At 64.1% G+C, this 26,165-nt stretch carries 31 protein-coding genes; 13 read left to right on the plus strand and 18 right to left on the minus strand.

Annotation, left to right across the window (positions count from 1 at the left end; translation table 11 throughout):
- Window positions 1–25: 25 nt before the first annotated feature.
- Window positions 26–658 (minus strand): hypothetical protein, encoded by a 633-nt coding sequence (locus FGL95_RS27510; protein ID WP_169593376.1) that lies wholly within the window; start codon window positions 656–658, stop codon window positions 26–28.
- Window positions 659–814: 156 nt separating this feature from the next.
- Between FGL95_RS27510 and FGL95_RS27515 the strand changes: the two genes are divergently transcribed.
- From FGL95_RS27515 to FGL95_RS27530, 4 genes are read left to right on the plus strand one after another with little or no spacing between them, the layout of a single operon-like run.
- Window positions 815–1,300 (plus strand): FxsA family protein, encoded by a 486-nt coding sequence (locus FGL95_RS27515; RefSeq protein ID WP_169593378.1) that lies wholly within the window; start codon window positions 815–817, stop codon window positions 1,298–1,300.
- Complete coding sequence (locus FGL95_RS27520; RefSeq protein ID WP_338080054.1) at window positions 1,297–2,880, plus strand: amidohydrolase; 1,584 nt, start codon at window positions 1,297–1,299, stop codon at window positions 2,878–2,880. The genes FGL95_RS27515 and FGL95_RS27520 overlap by 4 nt, the downstream gene beginning before the upstream one ends.
- A complete protein-coding gene (gene lnt, locus FGL95_RS27525; protein WP_169593379.1) occupies window positions 2,873–4,477 on the plus strand; it encodes an apolipoprotein N-acyltransferase in 1,605 nt (534 codons plus the stop codon). The genes FGL95_RS27520 and lnt overlap by 8 nt, the downstream gene beginning before the upstream one ends.
- Window positions 4,425–5,204 carry a polyprenol monophosphomannose synthase gene (locus tag FGL95_RS27530; RefSeq protein ID WP_169593381.1) on the plus strand — a complete coding sequence of 260 codons (780 nt, stop codon included), beginning with the start codon at window positions 4,425–4,427 and terminating at the stop codon, window positions 5,202–5,204. Before lnt ends, FGL95_RS27530 begins: the two co-directional genes overlap by 53 nt.
- 57 nt (window positions 5,205–5,261) lie before the next feature.
- Here FGL95_RS27530 and FGL95_RS27535 read toward each other — a convergent pair whose 3' ends face one another.
- On the minus strand, window positions 5,262–5,606 hold the full coding sequence (locus FGL95_RS27535) for an RNA polymerase-binding protein RbpA (RefSeq protein WP_169593383.1): 345 nt from the start codon (window positions 5,604–5,606) through the stop codon (window positions 5,262–5,264).
- A gap of 168 nt (window positions 5,607–5,774) precedes the next feature.
- On the opposite strand from FGL95_RS27535, the gene FGL95_RS27540 reads away from it, so the two are divergent.
- Entirely contained in the window at window positions 5,775–6,098 is a 324-nt protein-coding gene (locus FGL95_RS27540) for a hypothetical protein (RefSeq protein WP_169593385.1), read from the plus strand.
- Window positions 6,099–6,109: 11 nt separating this feature from the next.
- Here the strand turns inward: FGL95_RS27540 and FGL95_RS27545 are convergent, their stop codons facing one another.
- The 5 genes from FGL95_RS27545 to FGL95_RS27565 all read right to left on the minus strand — a co-directional run bounded on the left by FGL95_RS27545 (window position 6,110) and on the right by FGL95_RS27565 (window position 9,635).
- Window positions 6,110–6,562 carry a GtrA domain-containing protein gene (locus tag FGL95_RS27545; RefSeq protein ID WP_169593387.1) on the minus strand — a complete coding sequence of 151 codons (453 nt, stop codon included), beginning with the start codon at window positions 6,560–6,562 and terminating at the stop codon, window positions 6,110–6,112.
- Between the two features lie 192 nt (window positions 6,563–6,754).
- Entirely contained in the window at window positions 6,755–7,735 is a 981-nt protein-coding gene (locus tag FGL95_RS27550) for a hypothetical protein (RefSeq protein WP_338080055.1), read from the minus strand.
- A gap of 61 nt (window positions 7,736–7,796) precedes the next feature.
- Window positions 7,797–7,973, minus strand: coding sequence for a hypothetical protein (locus FGL95_RS27555; protein WP_169593389.1), 177 nt, complete (start codon window positions 7,971–7,973; stop codon window positions 7,797–7,799).
- A complete protein-coding gene (locus tag FGL95_RS27560) occupies window positions 7,970–9,244 on the minus strand; it encodes a hypothetical protein (RefSeq protein ID WP_206072371.1) in 1,275 nt (424 codons plus the stop codon). The genes FGL95_RS27555 and FGL95_RS27560 overlap by 4 nt, the downstream gene beginning before the upstream one ends.
- A 10-nt stretch (window positions 9,245–9,254) precedes the next feature.
- Window positions 9,255–9,635: a cupredoxin domain-containing protein gene (locus FGL95_RS27565; RefSeq protein WP_169593391.1), complete on the minus strand. Its 381-nt coding sequence runs from the start codon at window positions 9,633–9,635 to the stop codon at window positions 9,255–9,257.
- 84 nt (window positions 9,636–9,719) lie between these two features.
- Here FGL95_RS27565 and FGL95_RS27570 point away from each other — a divergent pair, with 84 nt between their 5' ends.
- A complete protein-coding gene (locus tag FGL95_RS27570; protein ID WP_169593393.1) occupies window positions 9,720–10,301 on the plus strand; it encodes a TetR/AcrR family transcriptional regulator in 582 nt (193 codons plus the stop codon).
- A gap of 54 nt (window positions 10,302–10,355) precedes the next feature.
- On the opposite strand, the gene FGL95_RS27575 is transcribed toward FGL95_RS27570, so the two are convergent.
- Complete coding sequence (locus FGL95_RS27575) at window positions 10,356–11,009, minus strand: TetR family transcriptional regulator (RefSeq protein WP_169593395.1); 654 nt, start codon at window positions 11,007–11,009, stop codon at window positions 10,356–10,358.
- Between the two features lie 95 nt (window positions 11,010–11,104).
- Between FGL95_RS27575 and FGL95_RS27580 the strand changes: the two genes are divergently transcribed.
- The 3 genes from FGL95_RS27580 to FGL95_RS27590 all read left to right on the plus strand — a co-directional run bounded on the left by FGL95_RS27580 (window position 11,105) and on the right by FGL95_RS27590 (window position 12,786).
- Complete coding sequence (locus FGL95_RS27580; RefSeq protein WP_169593532.1) at window positions 11,105–12,028, plus strand: oxygenase MpaB family protein; 924 nt, start codon at window positions 11,105–11,107, stop codon at window positions 12,026–12,028.
- Between the two features lie 89 nt (window positions 12,029–12,117).
- Entirely contained in the window at window positions 12,118–12,273 is a 156-nt protein-coding gene (locus FGL95_RS27585) for a DUF6131 family protein (protein WP_169593397.1), read from the plus strand.
- Between the two features lie 12 nt (window positions 12,274–12,285).
- Window positions 12,286–12,786 (plus strand): flavin reductase, encoded by a 501-nt coding sequence (locus tag FGL95_RS27590; protein WP_169593399.1) that lies wholly within the window; start codon window positions 12,286–12,288, stop codon window positions 12,784–12,786.
- 6 nt (window positions 12,787–12,792) lie between these two features.
- Here the strand turns inward: FGL95_RS27590 and FGL95_RS27595 are convergent, their stop codons facing one another.
- Both FGL95_RS27595 and FGL95_RS27600 read right to left on the minus strand, forming a co-directional pair.
- Window positions 12,793–13,233, minus strand: a complete 441-nt coding sequence (locus tag FGL95_RS27595; protein WP_169593401.1) for an SRPBCC family protein — start codon at window positions 13,231–13,233, stop codon at window positions 12,793–12,795.
- Between the two features lie 31 nt (window positions 13,234–13,264).
- Window positions 13,265–13,675: a MarR family winged helix-turn-helix transcriptional regulator gene (locus tag FGL95_RS27600; protein WP_169593403.1), complete on the minus strand. Its 411-nt coding sequence runs from the start codon at window positions 13,673–13,675 to the stop codon at window positions 13,265–13,267.
- Between the two features lie 84 nt (window positions 13,676–13,759).
- On the opposite strand from FGL95_RS27600, the gene FGL95_RS27605 reads away from it, so the two are divergent.
- Window positions 13,760–15,529 carry an ABC transporter ATP-binding protein gene (locus FGL95_RS27605; protein WP_169593405.1) on the plus strand — a complete coding sequence of 590 codons (1,770 nt, stop codon included), beginning with the start codon at window positions 13,760–13,762 and terminating at the stop codon, window positions 15,527–15,529.
- Window positions 15,530–15,533: 4 nt separating this feature from the next.
- On the opposite strand, the gene FGL95_RS27610 is transcribed toward FGL95_RS27605, so the two are convergent.
- The 4 genes from FGL95_RS27610 to FGL95_RS27625 are packed head-to-tail and all read right to left on the minus strand — an operon-like array spanning window position 15,534 to window position 19,141.
- Window positions 15,534–17,072 (minus strand): serine/threonine-protein kinase, encoded by a 1,539-nt coding sequence (locus FGL95_RS27610; protein ID WP_169593407.1) that lies wholly within the window; start codon window positions 17,070–17,072, stop codon window positions 15,534–15,536.
- Between the two features lie 10 nt (window positions 17,073–17,082).
- Complete coding sequence (locus tag FGL95_RS27615) at window positions 17,083–17,376, minus strand: hypothetical protein (protein ID WP_169593409.1); 294 nt, start codon at window positions 17,374–17,376, stop codon at window positions 17,083–17,085.
- A complete protein-coding gene (locus tag FGL95_RS27620; RefSeq protein WP_169593411.1) occupies window positions 17,373–18,641 on the minus strand; it encodes a TerD family protein in 1,269 nt (422 codons plus the stop codon). Before FGL95_RS27620 ends, FGL95_RS27615 begins: the two co-directional genes overlap by 4 nt.
- 17 nt (window positions 18,642–18,658) lie before the next feature.
- Entirely contained in the window at window positions 18,659–19,141 is a 483-nt protein-coding gene (locus tag FGL95_RS27625) for a GNAT family N-acetyltransferase (protein ID WP_338080056.1), read from the minus strand.
- 52 nt (window positions 19,142–19,193) lie between these two features.
- On the opposite strand from FGL95_RS27625, the gene FGL95_RS27630 reads away from it, so the two are divergent.
- Entirely contained in the window at window positions 19,194–19,697 is a 504-nt protein-coding gene (locus FGL95_RS27630) for a M15 family metallopeptidase (RefSeq protein WP_169593412.1), read from the plus strand.
- A gap of 76 nt (window positions 19,698–19,773) precedes the next feature.
- On the opposite strand, the gene FGL95_RS27635 is transcribed toward FGL95_RS27630, so the two are convergent.
- From FGL95_RS27635 to FGL95_RS27645, 3 genes are all read right to left on the minus strand, one after another.
- A complete protein-coding gene (locus tag FGL95_RS27635) occupies window positions 19,774–21,072 on the minus strand; it encodes an HNH endonuclease signature motif containing protein (RefSeq protein WP_169593414.1) in 1,299 nt (432 codons plus the stop codon).
- 157 nt (window positions 21,073–21,229) lie between these two features.
- Window positions 21,230–21,523, minus strand: coding sequence for a hypothetical protein (locus FGL95_RS27640; RefSeq protein WP_169593416.1), 294 nt, complete (start codon window positions 21,521–21,523; stop codon window positions 21,230–21,232).
- Window positions 21,524–21,609: 86 nt separating this feature from the next.
- The gene (locus FGL95_RS27645) at window positions 21,610–22,593 is read right to left on the minus strand and encodes an NAD(P)H-dependent flavin oxidoreductase (RefSeq protein ID WP_169593417.1); all 984 of its coding nucleotides are present in this window, start codon (window positions 22,591–22,593) and stop codon (window positions 21,610–21,612) included.
- Between the two features lie 77 nt (window positions 22,594–22,670).
- Between FGL95_RS27645 and FGL95_RS27650 the strand changes: the two genes are divergently transcribed.
- A complete protein-coding gene (locus FGL95_RS27650; RefSeq protein ID WP_169593419.1) occupies window positions 22,671–23,519 on the plus strand; it encodes an oxygenase MpaB family protein in 849 nt (282 codons plus the stop codon).
- On the opposite strand, the gene FGL95_RS27655 is transcribed toward FGL95_RS27650, so the two are convergent.
- Complete coding sequence (locus tag FGL95_RS27655) at window positions 23,520–23,702, minus strand: hypothetical protein (RefSeq protein WP_169593421.1); 183 nt, start codon at window positions 23,700–23,702, stop codon at window positions 23,520–23,522.
- Window positions 23,703–23,958: 256 nt separating this feature from the next.
- On the opposite strand from FGL95_RS27655, the gene FGL95_RS27660 reads away from it, so the two are divergent.
- A complete protein-coding gene (locus tag FGL95_RS27660) occupies window positions 23,959–26,136 on the plus strand; it encodes a glutamine synthetase III family protein (RefSeq protein ID WP_169593422.1) in 2,178 nt (725 codons plus the stop codon).
- Window positions 26,137–26,165 lie beyond the last annotated feature (29 nt).

The raw sequence follows: 26,165 nt of genomic DNA on the forward strand, positions 1-26,165 counted from the left end.
GCCACCAAGTTTTTGTGTTGCGTTCCTAAGCGTTGAAACTGCCCACCGTCGGGAGTGCGAAGCAGCTGGCCCCGGAAGAATAGGTCACACTGCCGAAGAGCGCAGCCAAAACGGTTCCTTGGCCCGATTTCACTGTTTTCGACATTGTCGGCACACCGAGCACGACGTCGTCGAGCCGATCGATGCTGCCCTTCAGGGTCGAGAGGTTGATCCACGCGACGCTCAGATTGGACGCCGTCGGGACGCCGACGTAGCCGGGCAGCGCCTGGAAGCGCAGGTCTCCGCGTTCGATCCACGGCGGGATCGGGAAGTTGGGTCCGGCCTGCGCTGTGGAGATGGTGACCGTCCCCGGCGCGCCTGCGATGCCGCAGCCCAGCGTCGGCGCTGGGTAGAAGAACGGTTGCGGGACGGTCACACCCAGCTCGGGTAGCGCGGTAGCGAGCAGGCGGTTGATTGCGGACTGTGCATCGGGACCGAGAACGTCGGCGGCCTTGTGCATTTCGGCGGAGGTCGCGTTCAACGCAGCGATGGAGAGGCCCGAGAGGGCCGGTGCAGGCATGGGCATGGGGGTGGGGTCCGCGCTGGCTGGTCCGACGAAAACGACCGCTGCTGCGACTGCCGACAATGCGCTGATGGTGATGCGCGAACGCCGATTCATTGTGCTCCTCGATGCCGGTACAGATGTTGCGGGTGGGGCAACAGTGAAAGAATTGCTTAGCAAGAGTCTCAATGTCAACTAGAGGGTTCGATCGTTACTGGACCGACGCTGCATCGATTCCGGGAGCAAAACGCCTTTCTCGCACGTTGAAGGGATATGGCGTTTCTGCTGTTCGTGCTCTATGTCGTCGTCGAGGTCGCTGCTGTCGTTGCGGTGGGTAGTGCCATCGGCGCGGTGTGGACCGTCTGCCTCCTTATCGCGGGCTCGGCGCTGGGTCTCGTGCTCGTCGGTTCCCAAGGCCGGCGCGTCATCGAAGGTCTGCGCGGTGCCGCGCTCGGCCTGCGCTCACCCGAGGGCGCGATTGCCGACGGCGTCCTCGTCGCGCTCGGCGCCGTCCTGATGTTCGTCCCGGGGCTGGTCACGTCCGTGCTCGGCTTGCTGTTGCTGATCCCGCCGACACGGTCCGTGCTCCGTCCAGCGGTCGTCTATATCGCCACTCGTCGCTTCGGCAAGCTGCAGACGGGGCCGGTCGTCGTCGAAGGCGAGGTCGTCAGCCAATGGACCGAACCACAGCTGCGCCCCAAGGCGATCGCTCCCGTCATCATCGATGCCGATACCGGATGGCACACTGACCCGATGTGACGACGGAATTGCTCATCGGCGGCCGTATCTACAGCCCGGGTTCGCCGTACGCCACCTGTATGGCGGTGAGCAACGGAACGATCGTTTGGATCGGAGCCGATAAGGCAGGCCGCAGTCTGCATCCCGATGCGAACATCGTCGACCTCGAAGGCGCTTTCGTCGCACCAGGTTTCGTCGATTCGCATGTGCACACCTCGGCGCTCGGCCGCAAGCTGACCGGGCTGGACCTGACCGGAGCAGCATCGCTGGCGGACTGCATGTCGCGATTGACGCGATTCGCCGCCGAACACCCGGGCGAACTGATCTTGGGACATGGCTGGGAGGAAACGCGCTGGCCGGAAGGTCGCCCCCCGAATGTGGCCGATCTGGAAGCCGCTGCCCCCGGCCGTCAGGTGTATCTGACGCGAATCGATGTCCATTCCGCCGTGTGCTCGTCGAGCCTGCTCGACGCGGTCGGCGGCATCGCTTCTCGCGACGGCCTGGTCCGTGCCGACGACCACCACCGAGTTCGGACCGCCACCCAATCGGCCGCGACGCCCGAGCAGCGTGACCGCGCCCGCCGCGCCGCGCTCGACGAAGCCGCCGCCAACGGCATCGTCGCCGTCCACGAATGCGCCGGACCGCAGATTTCCGGTCGCGACGATCTGCGCGAACTCCGCGGCCTCGAGCACGGCGTCGCAATCCGTACTTACTGGGGCGAGGCGGTCGACAATGCCGAACAAGCCACACAATTGCTGGCCGACACCGGCGCCGACGGATTGGCCGGTGACCTGTTCGTCGACGGTGCCCTCGGCTCCCGGACGGCATGGCTGCACGAGCCCTATCTGGACGACCCGTCGGCAGGCACGGGCAACAAATACCTCGACGTCGACGCGATCGCTGCCCACCTACAGGCCTGCACCCAGCTGCGGGTCCAGGCTGGGTTCCACGTGATCGGGGATGCCGCGGTGAGTGCCGTTATCGAGGCACTCGAGCGAGTAGTCGACGCGGTCGGCGGTCCGGCGGTCGCGACCTGTGGGCACCGGCTCGAGCACGTCGAGATGATCACCCCCAAGCAGGCGGCAAAGCTCGGCGCATGGGGCGTGATTGTCAGCGTTCAGCCGGTGTTCGACGAGCTGTGGGGCGGCGCCGACGGGATGTACGCGACTCGGTTGGGGGCGCAGCGAGCCGCGGCGATGAATCCGTTCTCGACGATGGCGAGCGCCGGTGTCTCCCTCGCCATCAGTTCCGATGCGCCGGTCACCGCACTGCGACCCTGGTCAGCCGTCCGCGCCGCCGTACAACATCGCACACCCGGCGCTGGCATCTCTCCACGTGCAGCGTTCGCTGCGGCAACGCGCGGCGCCTGGCGCGCCGGTGGCGTGCGCGATGGCGTCGCGGGCACTCTGGTTCCCGGTGCTCCTGCAACGTACGCGGTTTGGGAGGTCGACGATTTGGTCGTCGCGAGTCCGGACAACGCAGTGGCGCGTTGGTCCACGGACCCGAGGGCCGGCGTGCCGCCGCTCCCGCGCCTCGACCCTGGGTCGCCCGATCCGACGTGCGTTCGCACAGTTCGAAACGGAGTGACCATTCATGCGTGACTGGCTGACCCAGCACCCGGTGGTGCGAAATCTGATCGGTTCGGTCGTGGGCGGATTGCTGCTGTTCGCGAGCTTCCCGCCGCGGCCGTTGTGGTTTCTCGCACCGTTCGGCGTCGCGCTGATCGTTGCGGTGCTGCGGACCGGCTCGTCGTTGCGCGGTGGGTTCGGCTACGGCTTCGTTGCGGGAGCAGGTTTCTTCGTGCCGCTGTTGCCATGGATCGGCGTCTACGTCGGTCCGTTGCCATGGTTGGCGCTCGCCGCGGCGTGTTCGGTGTTCTTCGGCGCCTTCGGAGCGATTGCCCGCGCGGTAGCGATCCTGCCGTGGGCGCCGCTGTGGATCGCGATGGCGTGGTCGCTGTGCGAATGGGGTCGATCGAGCTTTCCGTTCGGCGGATTCCCCTGGGGGCGTTTGGCATTCGGCCAGGCCGACGGATTGCTCCTCCCGATCGCGAGCGTCGGCGGCGCACCGCTGCTGAGTTTCGCGGTCGCGCTGTGCGGTGTCGGGATCGCTTACCTGGTCGAAGGGGCATTGCGAGGGGAGCGTCGGGCGCTGCTGGGTCCGGGGGTCGCTGTCGCGCTCGGACCGCTCGTCGCCGCCGCGCTGTGGCCGACGCTGTCCACCATGGCCGACGGCGACCGACACATCACCGTCGCCGCAGTCCAGGGCAGTGTTCCGCGGCTCGGTCTCGACTTCAACGAGCAACGAGCCGCGGTGCTCAACAATCACGTCCGCCGGACCTTGCAGCTCGCCGACGACGTGAAAGCTGGCCGGGTCCCCAAGCCCGACGTCGTCATCTGGCCGGAGAATGCGTCCGACATCGATCCGCTGCGTGACGCTACCGCCGACCGCGCGATCACCGATGCGTCCGAGAAGATCAAGGCTCCGATCCTCGTCGGCGCGGTGCTGAGCAACGACGACGACACGACGACCAACTCGGTGATCGTCTGGAACGGCGCGGACGGGCCGGGGGACAGGCACGACAAACGGATCGTTCAGCCGTTCGGCGAATACCTTCCGTACCGCAGCTTCTTCCGCTTGTTCTCCTCCTATGCCGACCGTGCGGGCTATTTCGTTCCCGGTCATGGCGACGGCACCGTCCATGCGGCAGGAGTGACGATCGGCGTCGCGACGTGCTACGAGGTCGCCTTCGACCGTGCACTGAAAGATTCGGTCCGCAACGGCGCGCAGCTGCTCACCGTGCCGACGAACAATGCAACCTTCGGTGACACCGAGATGACGTATCAGCAGCTGGCGATGTCGCGCGTGCGGGCCGTCGAGCATGGCCGCGCTGTCGTCGTCGCAGCCACGAGCGGGGTCAGCGCGATAATCGGTCCGGACGGTGCTGTGGTCGACGAAAGCGAATTGTTCGTACCGGACGTACTGGTTGCGCAAGTTCCTTTGCTCTCGAGTACTACGCTTGCAACTCGACTCGGTCCGATTCCGGAGGTTCTCCTCGGTCTCGGAGCGTTGGCCGCCCTGGGCGTCGCACTATTGCGCCGCCGCAACAACGATCTGCTGGGAACGCCCAGCGGGGAGGAACTCGATGGTAGCGGGGAGCGTGAGCTCGAAGACCTTGGTGATCATCCCGACGTATGACGAGCGGGAGAATTTGCCGAAGATCGTCGGGCGCCTACTAACGGCGCTGCCGGCAACGCACGTGCTCGTCGCCGACGACGACAGTCCGGACGGCACCGGTCAGGTGGCCGACGAATTGGCCGCCAACGATCCGGAAGGCCGCATCCATGTGATGCACCGGACCGAGAAGAACGGCCTCGGCGCGGCGTACATCGCAGGATTCCGTTGGGGACTCGAGCGCGATTACCGGGTCCTGGTCGAGATGGATGCCGACGGCAGTCATTCGCCGGAGCAACTGCACCGACTTCTGCATCAAATCGACGCAGGCGCCGATCTCGTCATCGGGTCGCGCTATGTGCCCGGCGGCAGCGTCGTCAACTGGCCCAAGCGTCGTGAAGTGCTCTCCCGTGGCGGCAACATCTACTCCCGCCTCGCACTCGGAGTGAAGATCAAGGACATCACCGGTGGCTACCGGGCTTACCGGCGCGAGGCGCTGGAGGCACTCGACCTCGACTCCATCGAGTCGCATGGCTACTGCTTCCAGGTCGACATCGGCTGGCGCATGATCCAAAACGGTGCGGTCGCCGTGGAGGTTCCGATCACGTTCACCGAGCGGGAAATCGGCTACTCGAAAATGAGCGGCAGCATCGTCCGAGAGGCGCTGCTCAAGGTAACCGTGTGGGGGATGAAAAACCGCTACGAGAAGCTCAAGAACCTGGTCAGCCGCAAGAAGAGCGCTGCGGAGTAGGGATTACATACAAAAGCGCGCCTTCTGTGGATTCACAGAAGGCGCGCTTTCGTTCGTTCAGGAATTGACGCCGCGACGCTTCGTCTTGAGCAGGTCGAGGCGCTCCTTGAGCAGCTCTTCCAACTCCTCCACGGAACGACGCTCGAGCAGCATGTCCCAGTGCGTGCGGGGCGGCTTGACCTTCTTGGCTTCCGGAGCGGTGCCTTCGATGAGGCTGCCTTCCAGGCCGTTGCGGCACAGCCAGGTGCCGGGGATTTCGGCGTCGTCGGCGAAGGGAACGTCGAACTCTTCGCCATTGTCGGTCCGGTACCGGGCCACGCGCCTGGGTGCGAGGTCGTGGTCGCGGTCGGTTTCGTAGCTCACCGCGCCGAGTCGACTACCCCGAAGTACGCGATCTGCCATGGTGGCGGTCCTCTCGTTTGCGTGCATTGGCGGCTTGGCCGCCGAACACGATATACAACGCATCGACGCTGGATTTGGTTCCCGGCATGCATTCGAGTGCAGCCGAACCTTTTCATTGTACCGGCGGGGGAACGTGAACGACGACGCCTGGCCGGTTACTCTCTCGCTATGTCACGGCGTCAGCAATCCTGCCTCTGGTGCGGTCGCGAGGTCGCGGATTCCGAGGCCGGCCGGCGGCGACGGTATTGCCGCCAATCCTGCCGTCAACGCGCATACGAGCAGCGCAGCGCAGTGAAAGGCACCCAGATTCCCGAAGATGCGGTCGTGCTGTCCGCTCAGGAAGCCGCGGACCTCGCGGACCGGTGGTTCGCAGCCCGTTGCGCAGCCGAGGATGTCGCCACCGCCGTGCGCGAGGGTGCGGACATAGCCGAACTGGCTGCGCTGAGTGACGAACTGGTCGGGCTCACGCGCGAAGCCGAGCGCCTGCGCTGACCGGGCAGTTCTTAGAAAACCCAGCCGCGAAGTGCGAGGAAGCGGGCTCCGCCGACCGCTGCGCTGACCGCGATGACCAGCAAGGCGACTGTGACGTCGGTGGCTGTCGGAAACGCGAAGTTCAGGGCAGCGATAGCTGTTGCGCTGAAGGCGAGGCCGATGACGGCAAGTGCGCCACCTTCCCACTGCGCAGCGAACCAGGTCACGCGATCGGAGGCGTGGAACGTCATGCGACGGTGCAGTTCGTTGGCCAACGCGGTGCTCAGAGCTGCGCCGACAATGTTAGCTATCTGATTGCCCTGACTTGCGAGAGCGAAGAATGCAGCGAAGTAGACGATGTTGCTCAGGCCGCCGACGCCAGCGAAACGCACCAGTTGGGCAATCGCCGAGTCGCCCCGAACGTCGAAGACGGGCACCCGGATTCGTGGAACGGCGACGTCCCAGCGAGTGTCGGTGATGACCATTGGGTTGCCTCCGTTCGACTCGGTTAACCGGAGCGGTTTGCTCCACTTAGTGACAATAGCATAACCGGAGCCCACCGCTCCAGTTAATTTATGATCACGTCAGATGGAAACGTTGACTGCTTGAAGATCGTTCACAAAGCACAACGAAGCCGCCGGATGACCGGCGGCTTCGAGGTGGTGTGAGCTCATGTATTACAGCGTGGCGGGGTGCCCTTTCGCTTTCATTAACGCCGGCTTAAGAACTGCCGAGGTCGCGATCGCCATCCCGGCGAGGATCGTCGCAAAGGCCGCCACCGTGACGTGATCCGGGTGTATCAGCGCCTGACCGCGCAGCGCCTGCCAAGTCACGAGCACCAACACGCTCGAGTAGCCGACCGCGACTATGCCGACGAGCGCCGCTCTGGTCCGGTCGGATCGCAGCCACGCCACCCTCGACGACAGCACTGCCAGGGCGAATGCGGTCGCGAGCATGACCTGGATGCCGTGCAGGCCGACGAAGTGCGGAATTCGCAGGTCACCGCCCGTGGTGCTCCAGTGTGTGATCGGCATTCCGGGACCGCCGATAGGGGTCCCGACGCTGTGGCCTGCGGCGAGTTCGACGTCGTGACCAGCGGCATCGAGAACAGTTCGGCCCTTCTGGAAGCCCATGAGGTAGCCGAGCGCCATTCCCGAGACTGCGAGAACAAGACCCGCGTGAATTGCACGGGTGAGCGATCGGTCGGCGATCTTCTGCCAGACCAGAATCCCCGCGATCAGGAGATTAGCCAGAAACAAGCCCGGCACGCCCGAGGTGAAGATGATCTGTCCGACCGAGTTGAAGGTGTCGGTCGACGTGTTGAAGTGGCTGAAGGTGCCTCGAGCAGCCTGGACCGCGATGAATCCGACATCGACGAACCCGGTGACGGCGAACACCGTCCCAAGCCTGCGGGTCCACTTGGCACCACGATGCGGCAGCGACAGCAACCACGCCAAGGTTGTCCCGTACATCGCGAACGCGAACCCGAACTTCAGTGGCTTCAGCCAGACGGATTCGCCGAGCACAGTCCGGTCGTCGACGACGAGGCCGATCGCGCAGACCAGCACAAGCCCGATCATCGAGACGACCATGAGAACCAGTGGGCGATGCCACTGTGCAACGGCTCGAAGGTGTTGCGGAGCAGCGTATGTGGTCACGACGGTGACGCTATGGGCGCAACCCGCGCCAGCACATCACGCTGTGGAGCGATTCACCGCGTCACCCTTCGGTACTAGGGGTGTCCTCAGGGTCGTCGTCAGACTCGTCGTCGAGTGGGCGGCTGCGACGGGCGATCACTATCAGCGTGCCGACGACAAGGGCAGGGCCGAGCACGGCGAGCATCTCGTCCCAACCGCCTGCGTGCATCTGCACGAACTGTGTAGCGATCGCACTCATACGCCGGAGACCAACTCGATACCCACCATCGTGTACGCGACCATGAGTGCCAGCATTGCGTATTGACCGACTTTGACGTAACCGGTGCGCAGGACCCCGACCGCGCGGTCGTGGGCGGCGACCACGCCGAGGATGTGGCCGCCGACGATAGCCGCGATCTGCACGACTGCGATTGTCGTTGTCGAGACGACCGTGTAGTCGATCTTGCCGCCGAACACCAGCACGTAACCGACCTGGCCTTGGAAGACGAGCAGCGAGAAGTAGTGCGCGACCGTATAGCCGACCATGATCGGGATCAGCGTGTGCACGAACGTCGAGTACGGTTCGACGCCTTTGCGCAGGTACGGCCTGGTGAGCAGGATCGCGCCGGCATACGCCACCGCCACAGCTGCAATGGTGGCGATCAGCCCTGCGGTGCCGAGTCCGATGATCTCGATGCGGGACAGGTCGCGCTTCAGATCCGCCCACCATGGCAAGCGGGTGATGCCGTCGAACGTCGTGGAGCCGAGCGCCAGCAGCACCACAGCGGTCAAGCCGTCGCCAGTGCCGCCAATCAGCAGTCCGTCCAACGGGTTTCGGAGCACGACTCGTCCGTCGTCTCGTCGACCGATGGGGGACAGGCGAGCGACGAGGCCGAAATACACCTCGAAGCCGTCGGCCCGGTCGTACCAGCGCGGTCCGAAGCGGGCGCCCGCCGCGATGTGGACAGCCGCGTAGATCGTGATGAATATGGCGACAGCTCGCGGCGAATCCGAAGCTGGATAGACGAGTTCGAGCCAGAGGAATGCGAACAGTCCGACCAAGGCGGGTCGGTAGCCGACGCGATCGGGCACAGTCGAGTCGGACGAGCCGACAACACTGTGCAAAAGCGTGCCGAGCGTCCGCAACGGGTTCGCCAGCCGATAGATCGGCCCCAGCGCCAGCGACACCGCGACGCCACCGACCCAGAACCACACGTAGAACCACGTGGTGGCCGGGTTTTCGGCCGAGTCGTTCGGACCGATCCAGGCCGTGCCCGCCACCGCTCCGAGCGCCAGCAGCCCCACGACCTGCAACGCCACTCGTATGAACCGCGCGTCGACCCAACGAGTCACCCGCGGCGGCACCCCGAATCCGGCCGCCGAGCCACGCAGTTTCGGGGCCGTCCACAGCAAGCCGAGCGCAACGAACGACACGACGAGAGCCAAGGCTGCTGCGTAGAGCGCGAGCCACAGCGGCACCGGCAGGTCCGAACGACCGCCGACGCCGTGCGCAAGAATCACCTGCGACATTCCCCCGTCGCTACGCTCGCCCCGGATTGACCCGCAGCGATGCGACCACGGAGTCAGTCGAATGCAGCTCGATCTCGAACGTTCCTGGAATGTCTGTGGTGAAGGTGAGGCGGGCAGTGGCGTTCGGCGCCAGCTCGAGCTCCTTGTCGTAGCCGTGGACGTGTAGCTCGTCGGCGACGTTGGACGTCACCTCGAGGGTAAGCGTTTCACCGGATTTGGCGTCGATCGTGTCGGGACCGCTGGTCTTGTGACCGTCGGTGATGGCGAACGTGACGGTGGTCGCTTGCTGTCCGCTGGGGTTGTCCGCGGACTTTCCGCACCCGCTCAGCATCAGCGTTCCGCTTGCGATTGCGGCGACGGTGAGAATTTGGATGCGGGTGATTCGGCTCACGGCAACGAGCTTAAAGACTCACGTCACGGTTCGGTGTGCTCCAATGTCGACCTGAACCTGTGAAGCCCAATACACTGGCGTTCGATGATCGGCGACAAGATTCCAGCACTCCCGTACGCGCAGGCGGCACGTAACCTGTTGCGTGAGACGGTGCTCGTCGCTGTGGATGAACTTGTGCGCCGAAACGGTTGGGCCGCAACAAGTATCTCGACGGTCGCCAAAGCTGCCGGGGTCAGTCGGCAAACGGTCTACAACGAGTTCGGATCTCGCCAGTCGATCGCCGAGGCCTACATCCTGAGCCGTCTCGAAACGCTGTTGGACGCAGTCGAAGCGGTGTTGCTCGATGGCGAGCTCGAGCCTGCAGTTCGCAAAGCCTTGGACATGTTCTTCGACATGGTCGACGAACCGCTCATCCAGACGGTCCTGTCGGGTTGGGCCAACAGGGAAGAGCTCGTTGTTCTGGTGCGGCTCGTCAACGAGCAGACCGTCGAGCATCTGACCAAGATCATTACCGAGATTCGACCGACGGTCGACCCCGAGGACGCCACCATCTTTGCCGACACGATCGCCCGTCTCGTCGTGGCGCACGCGATCGCACCGACCATTCCGCGCAGCGTCGCCACCGAGCGGATGGTTCGTCTGGCGATCATCGTCCTCGGCGAGTAACTCAGTCCGCACACCCTCGTGAGTCTTTTTGGAGTCCCTGGACTCCAAAAAGACTCACGAGGGTGGTGGTTGGAAGCTGGTCGGAATCGCTGAGGCTATGGTGGCGACAAAGGTTGCGAGGCGTTCCGGCGTGAAGTGCGTCGGGTCCGAAATCACCAGTCGCCCAGCTAGTTCCGCTATGCCGAGCATCGTGTGCCCGACCAGTTCGTAGTCGATGTCGATCGGACCGCCACGGAGAGCCAGACCGATATGGGCGAGTCCGATCGCACGCTCGACGATGTCGGCACGCGCCTTGGCGAGATACTCGCGAAAGTCCGGCGGTGCGCCTTCACCGGCGTCGAGAATCAGCCGCCATCGATCCGGATTGGCGACGACGGCGTTCAGGAAGACCTTGATCGTCTCCGCGTACGCGGCCTCTGGATTGGAGAGCAGTTGCGTCGGCATCGCCGCCGATACTTGCTCGAGGCCGCGTTCGCGCTCGCGGGTGAGTAGCGCAGCGACCAACTCCGCGCGCGTCGGATACATCGCGTAGAGCACCGGTTTGGCGACACCGGCTTGTTTGGCGACGGCTTCCATCGTCAGCTGGGGGAGCCCGTCGGCAGCAAGGACCACCAACGCTGCGTCGAGCAATTGCTCGCGTCGTTCCTCGGGCGGAAGGCGCGGACCGTTGCGACGCGGAACGCGCGCGGGCTGCTCTCGAGGACTCACCTTGCAAATATTACTACGGTGCCGTAGAAAATTGCTACGATGGCGTAGAAAATGTTCGAAGGAGAGCGATTGTGAGCACTGGAGCGAGCTGCCCGATGGGGACGACCCGCACGCGTGAGGACTACGGATTCTTCGGTCCCGGATCGCCCACCTGGAAGGTGTGGACCAGCCCGACTGCCATCGTGGGCTTTCAACGGTCGGTCGTCCTCGAACATTTCGATCCCAACCTCGCCGCGGCGGTCGCGGATATGCAGGGCATCTACAAGGATCCACAGGGTCGTCTCGACCGGACGCTCGCGTACTTCTTGACCGTCGCGGTCGCAGACGGGCGTACCGCGATCGAGGTGGCAGATCACCTGATGACGGTCCACGCAAAGGCAACCGGGATCGAGCCGATCAGCGGCAAACGCTACAGCGCGAACAATCCCGCGTCGCAACTGTGGATCCACGTCACCGGTTGGCATTCGGTTCTCAAATGCTACGAGATGTTCGGTCCTGGGCCGCTCTCGCCGGCCGAGGAACAGCAGTATTGGGCCGACTGCGTCGTCGCCGCAGAGTTGCAGACGTGCAAGCCCGCCGATGTCCCGACCTCCCGCGCCGAGGTACGCGAGTACTTTGCCGCGGTACGTCCGCAGCTGTGCACGTCCGAGCGGGCCGACGAAGGAATGCACTACTTACTGCACACCCCTCGCGCAAACGGAAAGCTCAAGCTGTGGGCCGGTAGTCGCTTGCTCGCGCCGGCGGTCATCGCGACGCTGCCACAATGGATGCGAGACATGGGTCGTTTCGATCAGCCTCGTGTGCTCGACGCGACCTACACCCGCGCGATGCGCGTCGCGATTAGGGGGCTACAAGGCGATCGAGCCAAACTGGCGCTTCTCGGCACCCTGGCACCGATGACGAAGCAGGTACTGGAGCGGCACATCCACGCAGAACCGCCGCTGCGGGCAACGACGATCACGCCGGCCGACGCTAGGGCCCGCTACGGTAGCCGCGTCGTTGCGGGCGCGACGGGGTAGGAGACTTGTTTTATGGCAACGGAATCCGGGTAGTCCCTCAATAGAGGGTTGGTTCAACAGCGGACTGGCCCCTGTGAAGCGAGGTTGCCATGATTGCCCTTGGACTGATTCTGCTACTTGCCGGATTCTTGCTCGGCATTCCGATTCTGTGGACGATCGGTATCGTGTTGCTCGTCGTCGGCGCCGTGCTCGCGCTGCTCGGCGGCATCGGCCGTCCCGTCGGCGGTCGCGCGCACTACTACTAAACAGGCGCAAATGTGACGGACGACCCCCAATCCAGCAGCGCATTCGAGAAATTCGTTGCGCTGCTGGACTCTCCGGTGTTCATCGTCACTGTGCACGCAGCGGGGGAGCGGGCCGGTTGCTTGGTCGGCTTCGCTTCGCAAGTGAGCATGGATCCGCCGCGGTTTCTCGTCGGTCTGTCGAACAAGAACTTCACCTATCGCGTTGCACGTAACGCGCAACACCTTGCGGTCCATCTGGTTTCATCCGACGACGTAGCTTTGGCAGAATTGTTCGGCGGCAGCACCGGTGACGAGGTCGACAAGTTCGCCCGATGCGCCTGGACCACCGGGCCGCACGAGCTGCCGGTTCTCACCGACGCACTCGCCTGGTTCAGCGGCCGAATCGTCCACACAGTCGATTTCGGCGATCATGTCGGATTTCTACTCGAACCCGAGGGCGGCGACGTCGGGGCCAAGGAAGACATCGTGACGACCTCTGACGTCGCCGACCTCGAACCTGGCCACGAGGCGTAGCAGAAGTCAGCTGGCAGCACTCTGCTCGACGATCGACTTGAATTCAACGAGGTCCTTGGCGGCCTGCTTGTTCGCCATCTTCTCGATGAGCTTGAACGCGAAACCTTTGATACCCGCAGCGTCTATGGCGATGTCGAGTTCGAACCGGGTTCCATCCTTCGACGGCGCCAGCTTCCATGCTCCGAGTGCCTTGACGTCGCTGTCGTCGCTCTTGATGGCAAGGATGTTGCCGGGCTCGTACTGCGTCAATTCCGCCGTCGAGGTGACATTGCCTAGACCCGCCTTACGGACCTGGCGAAACTTCTTCCCGACACCCCAAGGCGAATCGTCGACGGCGTCGAAAGACACCAGGTCGGCTCGCCATTTCGGCATGATCGCCGAATCTGCGAGGACGGTGAACACGGCCTGTGGGGACGCAGCGATGTCGGTAACAGCGTGAATGCGCATGACGGTAAGCCTAACCTAAGCCAGGTTTAGCTCAGGCGAGCAGATCACCCAAGATGCGGGCGAGGTGCGCACGGTCGGCCTCACTGAGGACCCCGAAGAACGCTTCGGTCTCGGCGCGGCGAGCATCCTGAATTGCACTGCCGATCTGTTCACCCTTCTCGGTCAGTGCAACGAGCGTTGCTCGCCGATCGTCGGGGTCTTGTCGGCGCTCGATGAGTCCGCGGTCCTGCAAACCGTCGACCACCTCGGTCGTCGAGCGTGCTGCAATGTGGAGGTGATCGGTCAATTCGCTCAGCCGCATCGTGCCGTGCCGCAGGAGTACGCCGAGCGCTCGCGAATGCGACGGCGTGATGTCCCAGGGGGCAAGGGTTTCCCGCCACAGCCGCCGGAGCCGACGGGCGACGGACCAGAACGACTCCGAGAGCGCGTCGTCGACGGACATGCGGAATAGCGTATCAGCGACTCGTGTTGTTACCTCATGTTGAGGTAGCCTCAGCATTACCAAGAACGAAACGAGGTGGTTCGCTTGGAACGACCCAAATCGATTACGCAGACCGAGAAGGCACAGGCCCGCGAGGTCTCGTTACGCCGGGTGTGGCGGCTGTTCACGCCCTACCGGTGGTCGCTGGCAATAGTTACCGCGATCATCGTCGCATCGTCGATCGTCGCCATGGCTTCGCCCTTCCTCCTGCGCGCAGTCATCGACGTCGCGCTGCCGCAGCAGAATCTACGGCTGCTCGTCTGGTTGGTGATCGGCATGGTTGCCGTCGCCGCCGTGACCGCAATCTTCGGCGTCGCGCAGACCTGGATCAGCACGACCGTCGGCCAACGGGTCATGCACGCGTTGCGCACCGACGTCTTCACGCACTTGCAGCGACAGTCGATCGCGTTCTTCACGCACACCCGCACGGGTGAGGTGCAGTCCCGCATCACCAACGACATCGGCGGCATGCAAGCTGTCGTCACGTCGACGGCCAGCTCCGTCGCGTCCAATCTCACAACTTCCATCGCCACCGCCGTCGCGATGGCCGCATTGTCCTGGCGGCTCTCGCTGATCTCATTGATCGTCATGCCGCCTGCAATCTACTTGACACGCAAGGTCGCTCGCATGCGTCGCGCGATCACGGCGCAACGGCAACGCGAGCTTTCAGACTTGAACGTGACGATCGAAGAAGGACTCTCGATCAGCGGAATCCAGCTGAGCAAGACGATGGGCGCCGGAGCCGCTTTGATCGAACGGTTCACCGCCTCGTCTAGGAGACTGATCGATCTCGAACTGCGGTCCGAGCTGGCGGGTCGCTGGCGAATGTCGTCGATGAGCATCATCTTTGCCGCGGTCCCTGCCATCATCTACCTGAGCGCGGGTCTGCCGATGACGGCAGGCACGATGACGATCGGCACGCTGGTCGCGTTCACCGCCTTGCAGGCAGGGCTGTTCCGGCCGCTGATGGGTCTGCTCAACGTCGGCGTCTCCCTTGCCAGTTCGCTCGCGTTGTTCGCCAGAATCTTCGAATACCTCGATCTGCGAATCGACGTCGACGAGCCTGCGGACCCGGTCGAGATCGATCCCGCTGCGGTCGCCGGACACGTCCGCTTCGAAGAAGTCACCTTCGCTTACGCGGGCAGCGATACCGCTGCCGTGGCCGGTGTGACGCTGGACGTTCCCGCGGGAACGACGCTGGCAATCGTGGGGGAGACGGGGTCCGGCAAGAGCACGCTCGCAGCTTTGCTTGCGCGCCTTTACGATCCGACGTTCGGTCGCGTCACGATCGATGGCGTCGATGTTCGAGACATGCGGTCGACCGATCTCGCATCGATTGTCGGCGTCGTCAGCCAGGAGACCTACCTACTGCACACGACCGTGCGCGAGAACCTTCGTTACGCCAAACCCGACGCGACCGACGCCGAAATCGAAACCGCCGCCCGCGCTGCGCAATTGCACGACTTCATCATGGAGTTGCCCGACGGATACGACACGGTCGTCGGATCGCGCGGTCATCGCTTCTCCGGTGGCGAGCAACAGCGAATCGCGATAGCCCGGACCCTGTTGCGCAATCCTCGAGTGCTCATTCTCGACGAGGCCACCAGCGCTCTCGACACCGAGACCGAGCGCGCCGTCCAACGGGCATTCGACGAACTCGCCTCCGGCAGAACGACGATCACCATCGCCCACCGCTTGTCGACTGTGCGCGACGCGGACACGATCGCCGTGCTCGACCAGGGCCAGATCATCGAATCCGGAAACCACGAAACCCTTCTCGACGCCAACGGTCGCTACGCGGCCCTGGCGGCGTAATCGGCTACTTCTTCGCCAGTGTTCCGGAGATGTTGCCGACCGGTCCGGACATCGAGTACGACATCGATCCATCCGGCTGCAGCGTCACGGTCGACGTCGACCCGTCGTCGAGGCACTGCGTGCTGCCACCGGAAAGCTTTGCCTCCAAGGTGATCTCGGTTTCACTGACGCCGGTGAGCGTCTCCGTGCGCTCGCATCGCGTGTTGGTGAGTTCGCCGGTGTTGGCCGACGACCCGACCTGGTCACCGACATTGCCCGCGTAGAGCGTGAGCTCGATCGCGTAGGTGGCAAGTCCGTCGCTTGCGGATCCCGTCCATTCGCCCTCGAAACTCGTCGGCAGGGACCCTGTGGCGACGACTGCGGCGGTCTCTGAGGTGGCCTCGGTCACCGCTGTGTCGGTGCTGTTCTTGTCCGACGACGACCGACCCATCAGGGTGACCGCAACGACGATCGCGAGTACGACGGCGATGCCGATCGCGAATGCGCCGAAGATCATCAGCGGCCGTTGGTTTTTGCTCGCAGGAGGCGGAGCGTGGCGCACCTCGGTCGGCTGGGCAGCCGGGCGGTCGGCGATGTCTCTCGAGAAGGTCGGGACATTTGGTCGAGTCGCGATCTGCGGCGACGATGGGGGATCGGCCGCACCGTGGTGTTCACCGGTTTCGAGGTCGAGCAGTCCGACCGCGCGACGGCTCACTTCTTCGAGAATCGGGCCCGGCAGCCAACCGAGCGGTTGCGGCTCGCCGTCCTGGACCAGCTGCGCGACGATTTGCCTTGGCGTCGGGCGTAATTCGGGGTCCTTCTCGAGGCACGCCGCCAGGAGAGGCTGCAGCGCTTCGGGCGCGCCGTCGAGCCGCGCTGGTTCCTGCACGACGCGCCACAGCATCGCCATGGTGTCGCCCTCACCGAAGGGGCCCTGACCGGTCGCGGCGTAGACGAGCACACCGCCGAGGGAGAAGACGTCACCCGACGGACCGATCGCACGCGAACCCGTCACCTGCTCGGGACACATGAACCCTGGCGAGCCGATAACGCTTCCCGTGGTGGTCAGCACGCTGGCGTCCGCGGCCCGTGCGATGCCGAAGTCGATGACCTTCGGACCGTCGAGGGCGAGAATCACGTTGGACGGCTTGAGGTCTCGGTGAATGATGCCCGCCGCGTGCACGGCGATCAGCGCTCGGGCCAACCCGATTGCCAGGACGCGTAACGACTGCTCCGGCAGCGGTCCGTGGTCGGCGATTGCTTCCTGCAGCGACAAACCGGCGACGTAGCTGGTAGCGACCCACGGAGAAGTGGCATTCACGTCCGCACCCAACACAGCAGCGGTGTACTGGCCGCCCACCCGGCTGGCGGCGGTGACCTCGCGCTCGAAGCGCATCCGGAACGTCGCATCGTCGGCAAGCTCAGGTCGCACGACCTTGACCGCGACCGTCCGACCGCCGAAGTTGCGACCCAGGTAGACGCGTCCCATTCCGCCCGCGCCCAAGACACCGAGCAGCCGGTATTCACCGATCATCCGCGGATCGTCGGGACCGAGCGGTCGCATGATGCCCTTTCTAGGCGCCGAGAGAGAACCTGCCGTCCGGGTGCTTTCGCCCGTGTCGGCTCACTGCCGATCGGAAGAGCGAGCGTTTCCCGACTTCGGTCACCCGGACTGACATTGTGTAAGCGGATTCTCGTTGCTCGCGGTACACAGTAAACGTGACTTCATAGGCGACGTCGCCTACGCGGACCTCGCTCGACGTCGAAGACGAGTGCTCGTCCGCGAATGCGAGATTCTCATAGGTGACCGAACGCTGCCACTCGTCGAGGCGTTGCTCAGCGAGACGACCCGCTTCCTGCTTGTTCAACTCTTTCCTTTCGTGGCAACCCAGTCCAAGCCCCAGCCGTACGCCTTGTCGACGTTGACCTTTCCCCACCGCACCTTGTCCGGCGGAGGAAGGATGAAACGGCCTTCGCGGCGGACGACTAGCTCACCGTTGATGTTCTCGATCAGTGCGAGGACGACGTTCCGAGAGGCGTCGTAGCAATCGTCGACCATCATCTCGATTGGCGCAGAATTCACCGGATACAGCGTCGCCGTCGCGTGCACCCCACGGAAATCGGGTGCGCCGTCGTAGATTTCGGCGAATACGAGGATACGCCGGAACTTTGCCGTGAAATCGAGGTTGATGTCGAGATTTTCGCCTGCGACGTTGCCGCCGGTGCGGTCGTCCTTGTCGAGCTTGATGAACGGCGGCCGATCGAGCGCGCCGAAATCACCCAGTGCGTGGATACATCCCTTGGACCCGTCGGTGAGTTCCCACAAGCAGCAGAGGTCGAGATCGAGGTCTACACCCGCGCGGCGTTTGCCGAACAGACCCTTCGCCGCACCTGGCCGCGCTGCCCAATTGAGATTGACTCGCATGGTGCCCGACGTGGCGCCCTGTTTGGTCAGCGAAACCGCAGGCGCCTCCTTCGTCAACGTCACCTTGGCCAAGCTGACCGGTTGCCGCGGCGGTTGGGCGTACGGCGGAGGAGGCGGGGGCGGCGAGACGTGCCGAGGGAATTCGGGGCGAATCGGTGGTGGAGGCGGTGGTGGGGGTGGTGCGGGCGCGTCGTCGACCGTGATGCCGAAATCGCGCGCGAGCCCGGCGAGCCCGGTGGCATAACCCTGACCGACAGCGCGGAACTTCCAGGCGCCTTGGCGCCGGTACAGCTCGCCCAACACGAAAGCCGTCTCGGAAGTCGCGTCGGTGCTGTCGAAACGGGCGATCTCACCGCCGGTCGCAGCATCCAGGACGCGGACGTACAGACCACGGAACTGGCCGAACGTCCCGCCGTCAGCCGACGCAGCGATGACGATCGTATCGACCTGCGGCTCGACGGCGGACAGGCTCACCGACAGCACGTCGACGACGGTCTGACCACGGTGTTTGCCCTCGTGCCGGACGGCGTTCGACGGATGTGTGGGTTGGTTGTAGAACACGAAATCGTTGTCGGAGCGCACTTTTCCGTGTACGAGCAGCAGAGCGGACGCATCGGCATCGGGCATGCCTGGGCCTGCTTGCCAACCCAACTCGACCCAGACGGCCGGGACGGGTACAGCCAGATTGGTCCCCTTCTGCATCGCCATGCGCCAAGACTACTTACTCATCGACTCAGCGATTTCGTCATGAACACGCTGTTCGGGTCTGGGGCGTATTGCCCGAAGGGTTCGCAGAATTCGAAGCCGTTCTTGAGGTAGAGCTTGCGGGCTGGCTCGTAGAAGTTCATCGAGCCAGTTTCGAGGTACATCCGTCGGTAGCCGCGGATCGTCGCTTCTGTGAGGATGTGGTCGAGCAGCGCGGAGGCGACACCGATCCGTTTGTGCCGCGGAGAAGTCCGCATCGACTTGAGTTCGCACTGCTCGTCGCCGATATCTTGCACGGCGCCGCAGCCGACGAGGGTCCTGTCGGCCCATACCGTCCAGACCGTGATGTCCGGCCCGCGCAACGCCTCGATACCCAGCGCATGCGTACTTTCCGGTGGCGATGTCGAGCGCATCTCCGTCAGGTGGTCGAGCAGAAATTCGGCCACCGCAGGCGAGGACAGATCGTCGGTTTCGATACGCAATGCCGGTCCTTCGGCGTTCACGCGGTTACCCTAACTGGGGTTCGCCGTCAGACCGACCTCCGGAGGATGTCCTATGTCAGCTCGTCGTGCGCTCAGCCGCCTGTGCGTCCAGTTGCTCGCGATCGGGTTCGTCCTGACTGCCGGTCTGCTCCTCGCTGGGCCTACTGCCCAAGCCGCCCCGAATGCCGGCTCAGCTGCTGGGACCGACGGACTCGACCCGGCTCTGGCCCTCGCCTACACGCTCGCCGAGCGGGAAGCGCAAGGTGCGGGCGTTCCGTTGTGGATTGTCTCCGGGTACCGCACTCCTGCAGAGCAGGAAGGCCTGTGGCAGGACGGCCTCCGTACCTACGGCAGTCCGGACGTCGCACGGCGCTGGGTCCTGCCGCCGAACGAATCCACGCACGTGAGCGGTCACGCGATCGACGTCGGCCCCCAGCAGGGCGCGCAGTGGCTGCAGGCGAACGGAAGTCGCTACGGCCTGTGCCGCATGTACGACAACGAGTGGTGGCACTTCGAGTTGGCCACCGCCCCCGGCGGTGTGTGCCCGCCGATCCTGCCTGACGCGAGCCACCGCTAACGCGGCCCTGGTTCTACGCACGCAGGCTCTGCATCGGTTCGTGGTCCGATGCAGAGCCTGTGGTTGTGTAGTTGCGTTACGCCGCTTGCGGATTCGCGCGGCCGTGCGCCGCGATGGGTCTTCGCAACGGATCGATCCTGGCAGGTGGGATGAACCACGGGTGCCGGTCTCGACCCATCACCACCTCCCACTCACTGTGGTGGATCAGGCGGTGGTGGAACCGGCACAGCAGCACCAGGTTGTCCAAATCCGTTGCGCCGCCATCGACCCAATGCTGAATATGGTGCGCATCGCACCACGCCGCCGGGCGCCCGCAGCCCCGGAACGCACACCCACCATCACGCGCGACCAGAGCGCGGCGGAGCTTACGATTCGCCGTCCGCACACTACGGCCCAGATTCAATGGCGATCCGTTCTCATCCATCACGATCGGATGCACCACACTGTCGCAGGCAATTCGCCGCGCCGACTCGATGCTCATCGCACCCATCCACGGCATCCGCCCCACACTCGTTTTGCCGAACAGATCGAAGAAGTAGGCATTGTCCGGCTTGTCCGACACCGCCTCCGTCGCGGGTTCTTGACCGGCCAAATCATTGGCCTGAATATGCAGATGCAGATGCGGACGCTCCCCACCGTCGTCGGGACTGGCACCGGAGTCGAGGTAGCGACGCAGAATCTCGGTGAACCCGTCCGCCCGCCGCTGCGCCGGAGTCCGAGTGTCTGGACCCGCTTCATCTGTGGGGCGTGGCGTCGACAACGGTGACAACGCCGCCAACAGCATTTCCCCGGTTTCGGCGTCGAAGTCCCCTTTGACCGCCATCCGCCCGTTGAGTGTGGTGGAGGCGTAGAACTCGTTGCGGTCGGTGTCCTCACTGGCCGGGGTCTCGTCGGCCTCGAACGTTTCCCGCAACCGCGAAATATGCACCCGCAACTCCCGCAGATCCCCGCCTTTGGCGGCGTCGAGCAGAAACGCCCGCACCGAGTCCACCGCCTCCACCGGCATCCCGGGTGGCGGTTTTTCCAGGAACGCCACGATCAACCGGGCGGCGTCGGCGGTGATCAACTTCGCCTGATATGCCGCGGCGATCTCGGGGTGGGCATCCAATGCGACCCCGAGTCTGAGGATCCGGTTCGACTCCCCAGGTGAGAGGGAGGTGCGGTTGGCCAACCAGGTCGCCGTCGAGGTGGCTCCGAGCCCGCCGGGCACACCGTGTTTGTCGAGTTCGGCGACCAACGCGACCCGCAACGCCTCCAACGAATGGATCGCCCCCGACAACGTGGGCAGCACGGCCATGAGTTCGGTCGTGGAGTAGCGCCACGGCTCGACTGTGTCGAGCGTGCCGATCGCTTCGAGAACCTCCCCCAACCCCATGCCACCTATTTTACGTAGCACATATGTGCGAGGCAAGGATTATTTGTGCAGCTAGATCTGGGTATCTACCCCACTCCAACTGTGCGTGAGTTTGGCCCCTCTGGGGGCCAAACTCACGCACGGGGGTTGGTGCCTCGACGCGAGCCTGCGAAGTGTCCTACTTGTCGCCGGCGGTGAGGTAGTTGTGGACCTCGTGCATCGTGATGGTCGGGGGTTCGGTGATGCCGACCGCCGCGGTGAAGGGGCCGATCTGCTCGTCGGCGAATGCCTGGAATTGCTCGGCCGATTGCCATACGTCGGTGACGCGAATTCCGTTGTCGGTCTTCGTCACCCAGTGGAACAACCCGCCGGGCGCGCCGACGCCGTTGGGTTCGAAGCCCATCTTTGCGATGACCTCGTCGTACTGCGTCAGGGTTGCGCCGTTGAAGTCCAGTTCGACTGCGATTGCCATGATGAAGAATTCCTTGCCTTGTCCGAATGGGGTGCCATAAGAATGCGGCGGACCGGCATGGGTCGACATCGGTCGTTCTGCCTATCTCACCGCCCGGCGAGAAGGTCGACTGCGTCCCGCGCCGATACGACGTCGGCGATCCGGACTGCCGATTCACCGGCGTAGAGGGCTCCCGCCTCCACGCAGCGGTCCGGCATCCCTTCCAGCGGAGCCAAGGGGCTGAACATCGGCACGCGAGGCCACTGCAGGCGAATGACAGCGTCGTTGTTGCTCGGGACAATTCGCCCGAGCGGCCCGCTCCACGCGTTCAGGGCGGAGGGCAGGCGACGAGGCCTCCCATCGGCATCGCACCAGCGTCGAGTCGCGGCGTTGGGCAGTACACGGTGGCGCGCTGGCCACCCGAGGCCGAACAGTGTTGTCTCCACAGTAGTTTCGGCGTCGACGAGTCGCTCCTTGTAGCCGCGGTGTGCGCCGGACTCGTTCGTCATCAGGAACCGCGTGCCCGCAACGACGGCGGCCGCGCCGGCATCCAGTGCGCCGCGCACGTCGGCACCGGTCGCAATGCCACCAGCCAGGAGAACTGGACGTCCACCGGCGATCGCAATCGCTCGCGGGAGGAAATCGAGGGCTCGAACCGTGCCACGCAAATGCCCGCCAGCCTCGACACCTTGGGCGATGAGGCCGTCTGCGCCCCACCCGAGAGCGTCGCGCGCTTCGTCGTCGGTCCCGACTTGCGCGAGAACGAAAATTCCCGCGTCGCGCAGCGCGGACACGACCTGCTGGTCACCACCGAAGAACAACACCGCAACGTCGACGCCGCCGCCGACGCAGACGTCGATGTGACGCCGACGAACAAACGGCATGAGCAAATTCACCGCGACTGCACGGTCTGGCGCCTGGGCGCGGACCTCGTCGATCGCAATCCGCAACTGTGCAGGCGGCAGGATCCCGATCGTGCCGAGTGCGCCTGCTGTGGCGACGGCGCCCGCGAGTCGGGCACCGGCGAGTCCGCCACCCATTCCTGCTTGAGCGATGGGAACGTCGAGGCGTAACCGGTCCAGCAGGTCCATGGACTCGAGGGTATCGGTTGACGTTACTGCGCAACGATGAGACGCTTTGAGCATCATTCTCTCAAAGAGGAGCTCGAATGGCCGCACTTGCGGAAGCGTCACCCCGAGTAGAACCGCTCGGCGCCGAATCGCTGAGCTGGCAGATCTCCGGCAGCAGGACCGCTCTTCTCGGGGCGGGCAGCGCCTTGATTCTGCAGGTCGCGCACCCCGTCGTCGGTGCAGGCGTGAAGGACCACTCGATCTTTCGCAAGGACCCATGGGGTCGCCTCGACCGGACGACCGACTCGCTGTTCACCCAGATCTTCGGCGGCGAAGATGCGATCGCAGAGGCTGCACGCCTACGTGACTTTCACAAGGCGATCAAAGGTGTCGACGCCCAAGGTCGGCGGTACCACGCACTGAATCCGGAAGCCTACTTCTGGGTCCACGCGACGCTGTTCATGTCGACGGTCCAGATCGAGAAGTACTTCGGCACGCCGTTGACTCGAGCCCAGCAGGCGGAGTTCTACGCCGAATGGCGTCAGCTCGGTCTGGTCCTTGGCATTCGCGACCGGGACATGCCGGAAACCCTCGAGGGTTTCGAAGAATATGCCGAGGCCATGCTGCGCGAACGCCTCGAGGACAACGAAACGGTCCGTGACGTCCTCTATGCGGTATCGCTTCGCGAGGTCGACCCGCCGCCATGGTGGCCGTTGCCCCACGGCGTGTGGCGCATCGTGGGACGCCCGCTGGGGCGATCTGCGTTCGGGCTGACGACCGTCGGACTGCTGCCACCCCAGGTCCGCGAATTGCTCGGGATGAAATGGACCCGGCGCGACGAACTGGCCCTGCGCGCACTCGGCGCCGTCGTTCGGCGCACGGTGCCGTTGATACCAGCCAAGGCGCGCTTGTATCCCATTGCCTACCAAGCAAAACGGGCGGCGTAGTCAGCCGAGCGAAGTATGGCTCAACACGACAAGGGCCTCCGCGGCATTGGCTTTCGCGCCGTAGCACGGTGACATGAAGCGGTGCAGTTGTTCGACGCGACTGAGCGTCGGTTTTGGCTGCAATGCCTCGGCTAGAGCCTTGATGGCGAGATCGAGATCGGACGTGTCGATAGTGTGATTCATTGGTGTTCCACCTGGCTTGCGGCTGGTTCACGCATCTGAAGCGCCGCCACAATCGACGGGGCGGGCGCTCAACCACCATAGCTCGATTTGGCGAAACTGGCACTGGCCGTTCGGAATACGTCCTCCCGCCAGTTGCTGACAGGTTGCCCAATCGAGATCGTCACAGCGAGGAAACATGCTCGCCACGACCACTTCGTAATGTTCGCCGGGTCCGCAGTATGTCGACTGCGTATTGCCGGTTAGAGGAGTGTCTGAAATGAGTGGGAATACTGTCCGCCTGCAGGCGATCAAAGATGTAGAGGCGTACCTGCCCCCAGCAGTCAGCTTCACGGAGTCCGAGACGCCCGGAGAGGTGTTCGGCGCCAACGTCTTCAACAAAGCGGTCATGCAGAAGCGACTGCCGAAATCGGTGTACAAATCGGTGATTGCCACGATCGAAGACGGCGTCAAACTCGACCCGGTCGTCGCCGACGCTGTCGCCTCCGCCATGAAGGACTGGGCACTGGAGAAGGGTGCGACCCACTACGCGCATGTCTTCTACCCCCTCACCGGCCTGACCGCCGAGAAGCACGACAGCTTCCTCGAGCCGGTCGGCGACGGGTCTGCCCTCGCGGAGTTCGCTGGCAAGACGCTGATTCAAGGCGAGCCCGACGCATCGAGCTTCCCGAACGGCGGTCTGCGCAACACGTTCGAGGCGCGCGGCTACACAGGGTGGGACGTCACCAGTCCCGCGTACGTCCTGGAGAACCCGAACGGCAACACGCTCTGCATCCCGACAGTCTTCGTCTCGATGACCGGCGACGCGCTCGACCACAAGACTCCGCTCCTGCGCTCGCAGCAGGCAATGGGCAAGCATGCCGAGCGAATTCTGAAGCTGTTCGGGCACGAGAACCCTGCACAGATCGTCTCCTTCTGCGGCCCGGAACAGGAATACTTCCTGGTCGACCGGCACTTCTTCCTCGCGCGGCCCGACCTGCTCAACGCCGGCCGTACATTGTTCGGTTCCAAGCCGCCGAAGGGGCAAGAGTTCGACGACCACTACTTCGGCGCGATACCCGAGCGCGTGCTGGGCTTCATGATGGACACCGAGCGTGAGCTGTTCAAATTGGGCATTCCGGCGAAGACGCGGCACAACGAAGTCGCGCCCGGCCAGTTCGAGATCGCGCCGATGTTCGAGCGTGGCAACATCGCGGCCGACCATCAGCAGCTGCTGATGACCACCTTCAAGACCATCGCGAAGAAGCACGGCATGGAGTGTCTGTTCCACGAGAAGCCGTTCGAGGGTGTCAACGGTTCGGGCAAGCACGTGAACTTCTCGATCGGAAACTCCGAGCTCGGCAGTCTCCTCGTGCCAGGCGACAATCCGCACGACAACGCACAGTTCCTCGTGTTCTGCGCCGCTGTCATCCGTGCGGTCCACAAGTACGGCGGCTTGCTGCGCGCCTCGGTCGCATCGGCGACCAACGATCATCGCCTCGGCGCCAACGAGGCTCCGCCTGCGATCATCTCGATCTTCCTCGGCGACCAGCTCGCGGACGTGTTCGAGCAGATTGCGAAAGGCGCGGCGACGTCGTCGAAGGGCAAGGGCACCATGATGATCGGTGCCGACACCCTGCCCGTGCTCCCGACCGATCCGGGCGACCGCAACCGGACCAGCCCATTTGCGTTCACGGGCAACAGGTTCGAATTCCGCGCGCCAGGGTCGATGCAGACGGTCAATGGCCCGATGGTCACCATCAACACGATCATGGCCGAGGCGATGGACTACATCGCGACCGAGTTGGAGACCGCTGTCGCCAGTGGCGTCGAATTCGACACTGCGGTGCAGGATTTGCTCACGGAGATCATCACCAACCACGGGGCAGTGGTGTTCAACGGTGACGGCTACTCCGACAACTGGCAGATCGAAGCGGCGTCGCGCGGGCTGCCCAATCTCCGCACCACGCTCGACGCGCTGCCCGAACTTATCACCGAGCCATCGATGGAACTGTTCGAGAAGTACAAGGTCTTCAACCACCGAGAGATGCACAGCCGCTACGAAGTCGGGCTCGAGCAGTACGCGCTCACCATCGGCGTGGAGGCCCGTCTGACCCTGGAAATGGGTACGACGCTGGTGCTTCCGGCGGCCGTTCGTCATCAGACCGAAGTTGCGCAGAACGTTTCCGCACTCAAGGCCGCGGGTGTGGAAGCAGATATCGAGCCGCTGGTCGCCGTCTCGGAACCGATTGCTGCGCTGCGCACGGCACTCGCCACTTTGAAGGACGCGCTCACCACAGGCGGCGGCGAATCGGCGCTCGAGGAGGCAACGCACGCACGTGACGAACTGTTGCCCGCCATGGCGGCGGTTCGCGCGGCGGCCGACAAGCTCGAAGGGATCGTCGCCGACGACCTGTGGCCGCTTCCGACTTACCAGGAGATGCTCTATATCCTCTAGCGCCACAGCCGCGCCAGGCTAGGTTGGTC

It is taken from the genome of Antrihabitans stalactiti, assembly GCF_012932915.1.
Classification (GTDB): domain Bacteria; phylum Actinomycetota; class Actinomycetes; order Mycobacteriales; family Mycobacteriaceae; genus Antrihabitans; species Antrihabitans stalactiti.

Bases quoted from the DNA above. Each gene is read 5' to 3' on its own strand.
- FGL95_RS27560 (WP_206072371.1), bottom strand. From the start codon at position 9,244: ATGTCGCAGGTGATTCTTGCGCACGGCGTCGGCGGTCGTTCGGACCTG.
- FGL95_RS27510 (WP_169593376.1), bottom strand. From the start codon at position 658: ATGAATCGGCGTTCGCGCATCACCATCAGCGCATTGTCGGCAGTCGCA.
- FGL95_RS27600 (WP_169593403.1), bottom strand. From the start codon at position 13,675: ATGTCCGTCGACGACGCGCTCTCGGAGTCGTTCTGGTCCGTCGCCCGT.
- FGL95_RS27630 (WP_169593412.1), top strand. From the start codon at position 19,194: ATGTCAGCTCGTCGTGCGCTCAGCCGCCTGTGCGTCCAGTTGCTCGCG.
- FGL95_RS27585 (WP_169593397.1), top strand. From the start codon at position 12,118: ATGATTGCCCTTGGACTGATTCTGCTACTTGCCGGATTCTTGCTCGGC.
- FGL95_RS27650 (WP_169593419.1), top strand. From the start codon at position 22,671: ATGGCCGCACTTGCGGAAGCGTCACCCCGAGTAGAACCGCTCGGCGCC.
- FGL95_RS27645 (WP_169593417.1), bottom strand. From the start codon at position 22,593: ATGGACCTGCTGGACCGGTTACGCCTCGACGTTCCCATCGCTCAAGCA.
- FGL95_RS27545 (WP_169593387.1), bottom strand. From the start codon at position 6,562: ATGGTCATCACCGACACTCGCTGGGACGTCGCCGTTCCACGAATCCGG.
- FGL95_RS27580 (WP_169593532.1), top strand. From the start codon at position 11,105: ATGGGGACGACCCGCACGCGTGAGGACTACGGATTCTTCGGTCCCGGA.
- FGL95_RS27620 (WP_169593411.1), bottom strand. From the start codon at position 18,641: ATGGCGATGCAGAAGGGGACCAATCTGGCTGTACCCGTCCCGGCCGTC.
- FGL95_RS27595 (WP_169593401.1), bottom strand. From the start codon at position 13,233: ATGCGCATTCACGCTGTTACCGACATCGCTGCGTCCCCACAGGCCGTG.
- FGL95_RS27635 (WP_169593414.1), bottom strand. From the start codon at position 21,072: ATGGGGTTGGGGGAGGTTCTCGAAGCGATCGGCACGCTCGACACAGTC.
- FGL95_RS27540 (WP_169593385.1), top strand. From the start codon at position 5,775: ATGTCACGGCGTCAGCAATCCTGCCTCTGGTGCGGTCGCGAGGTCGCG.
- FGL95_RS27515 (WP_169593378.1), top strand. From the start codon at position 815: ATGGCGTTTCTGCTGTTCGTGCTCTATGTCGTCGTCGAGGTCGCTGCT.
- FGL95_RS27610 (WP_169593407.1), bottom strand. From the start codon at position 17,072: ATGCGACCGCTCGGTCCCGACGATCCGCGGATGATCGGTGAATACCGG.
- lnt (WP_169593379.1), top strand. From the start codon at position 2,873: ATGCGTGACTGGCTGACCCAGCACCCGGTGGTGCGAAATCTGATCGGT.
- FGL95_RS27570 (WP_169593393.1), top strand. From the start codon at position 9,720: ATGATCGGCGACAAGATTCCAGCACTCCCGTACGCGCAGGCGGCACGT.
- FGL95_RS27655 (WP_169593421.1), bottom strand. From the start codon at position 23,702: ATGAATCACACTATCGACACGTCCGATCTCGATCTCGCCATCAAGGCT.
- FGL95_RS27660 (WP_169593422.1), top strand. From the start codon at position 23,959: ATGAGTGGGAATACTGTCCGCCTGCAGGCGATCAAAGATGTAGAGGCG.
- FGL95_RS27530 (WP_169593381.1), top strand. From the start codon at position 4,425: ATGGTAGCGGGGAGCGTGAGCTCGAAGACCTTGGTGATCATCCCGACG.
- FGL95_RS27555 (WP_169593389.1), bottom strand. From the start codon at position 7,973: ATGAGTGCGATCGCTACACAGTTCGTGCAGATGCACGCAGGCGGTTGG.
- FGL95_RS27535 (WP_169593383.1), bottom strand. From the start codon at position 5,606: ATGGCAGATCGCGTACTTCGGGGTAGTCGACTCGGCGCGGTGAGCTAC.
- FGL95_RS27640 (WP_169593416.1), bottom strand. From the start codon at position 21,523: ATGGCAATCGCAGTCGAACTGGACTTCAACGGCGCAACCCTGACGCAG.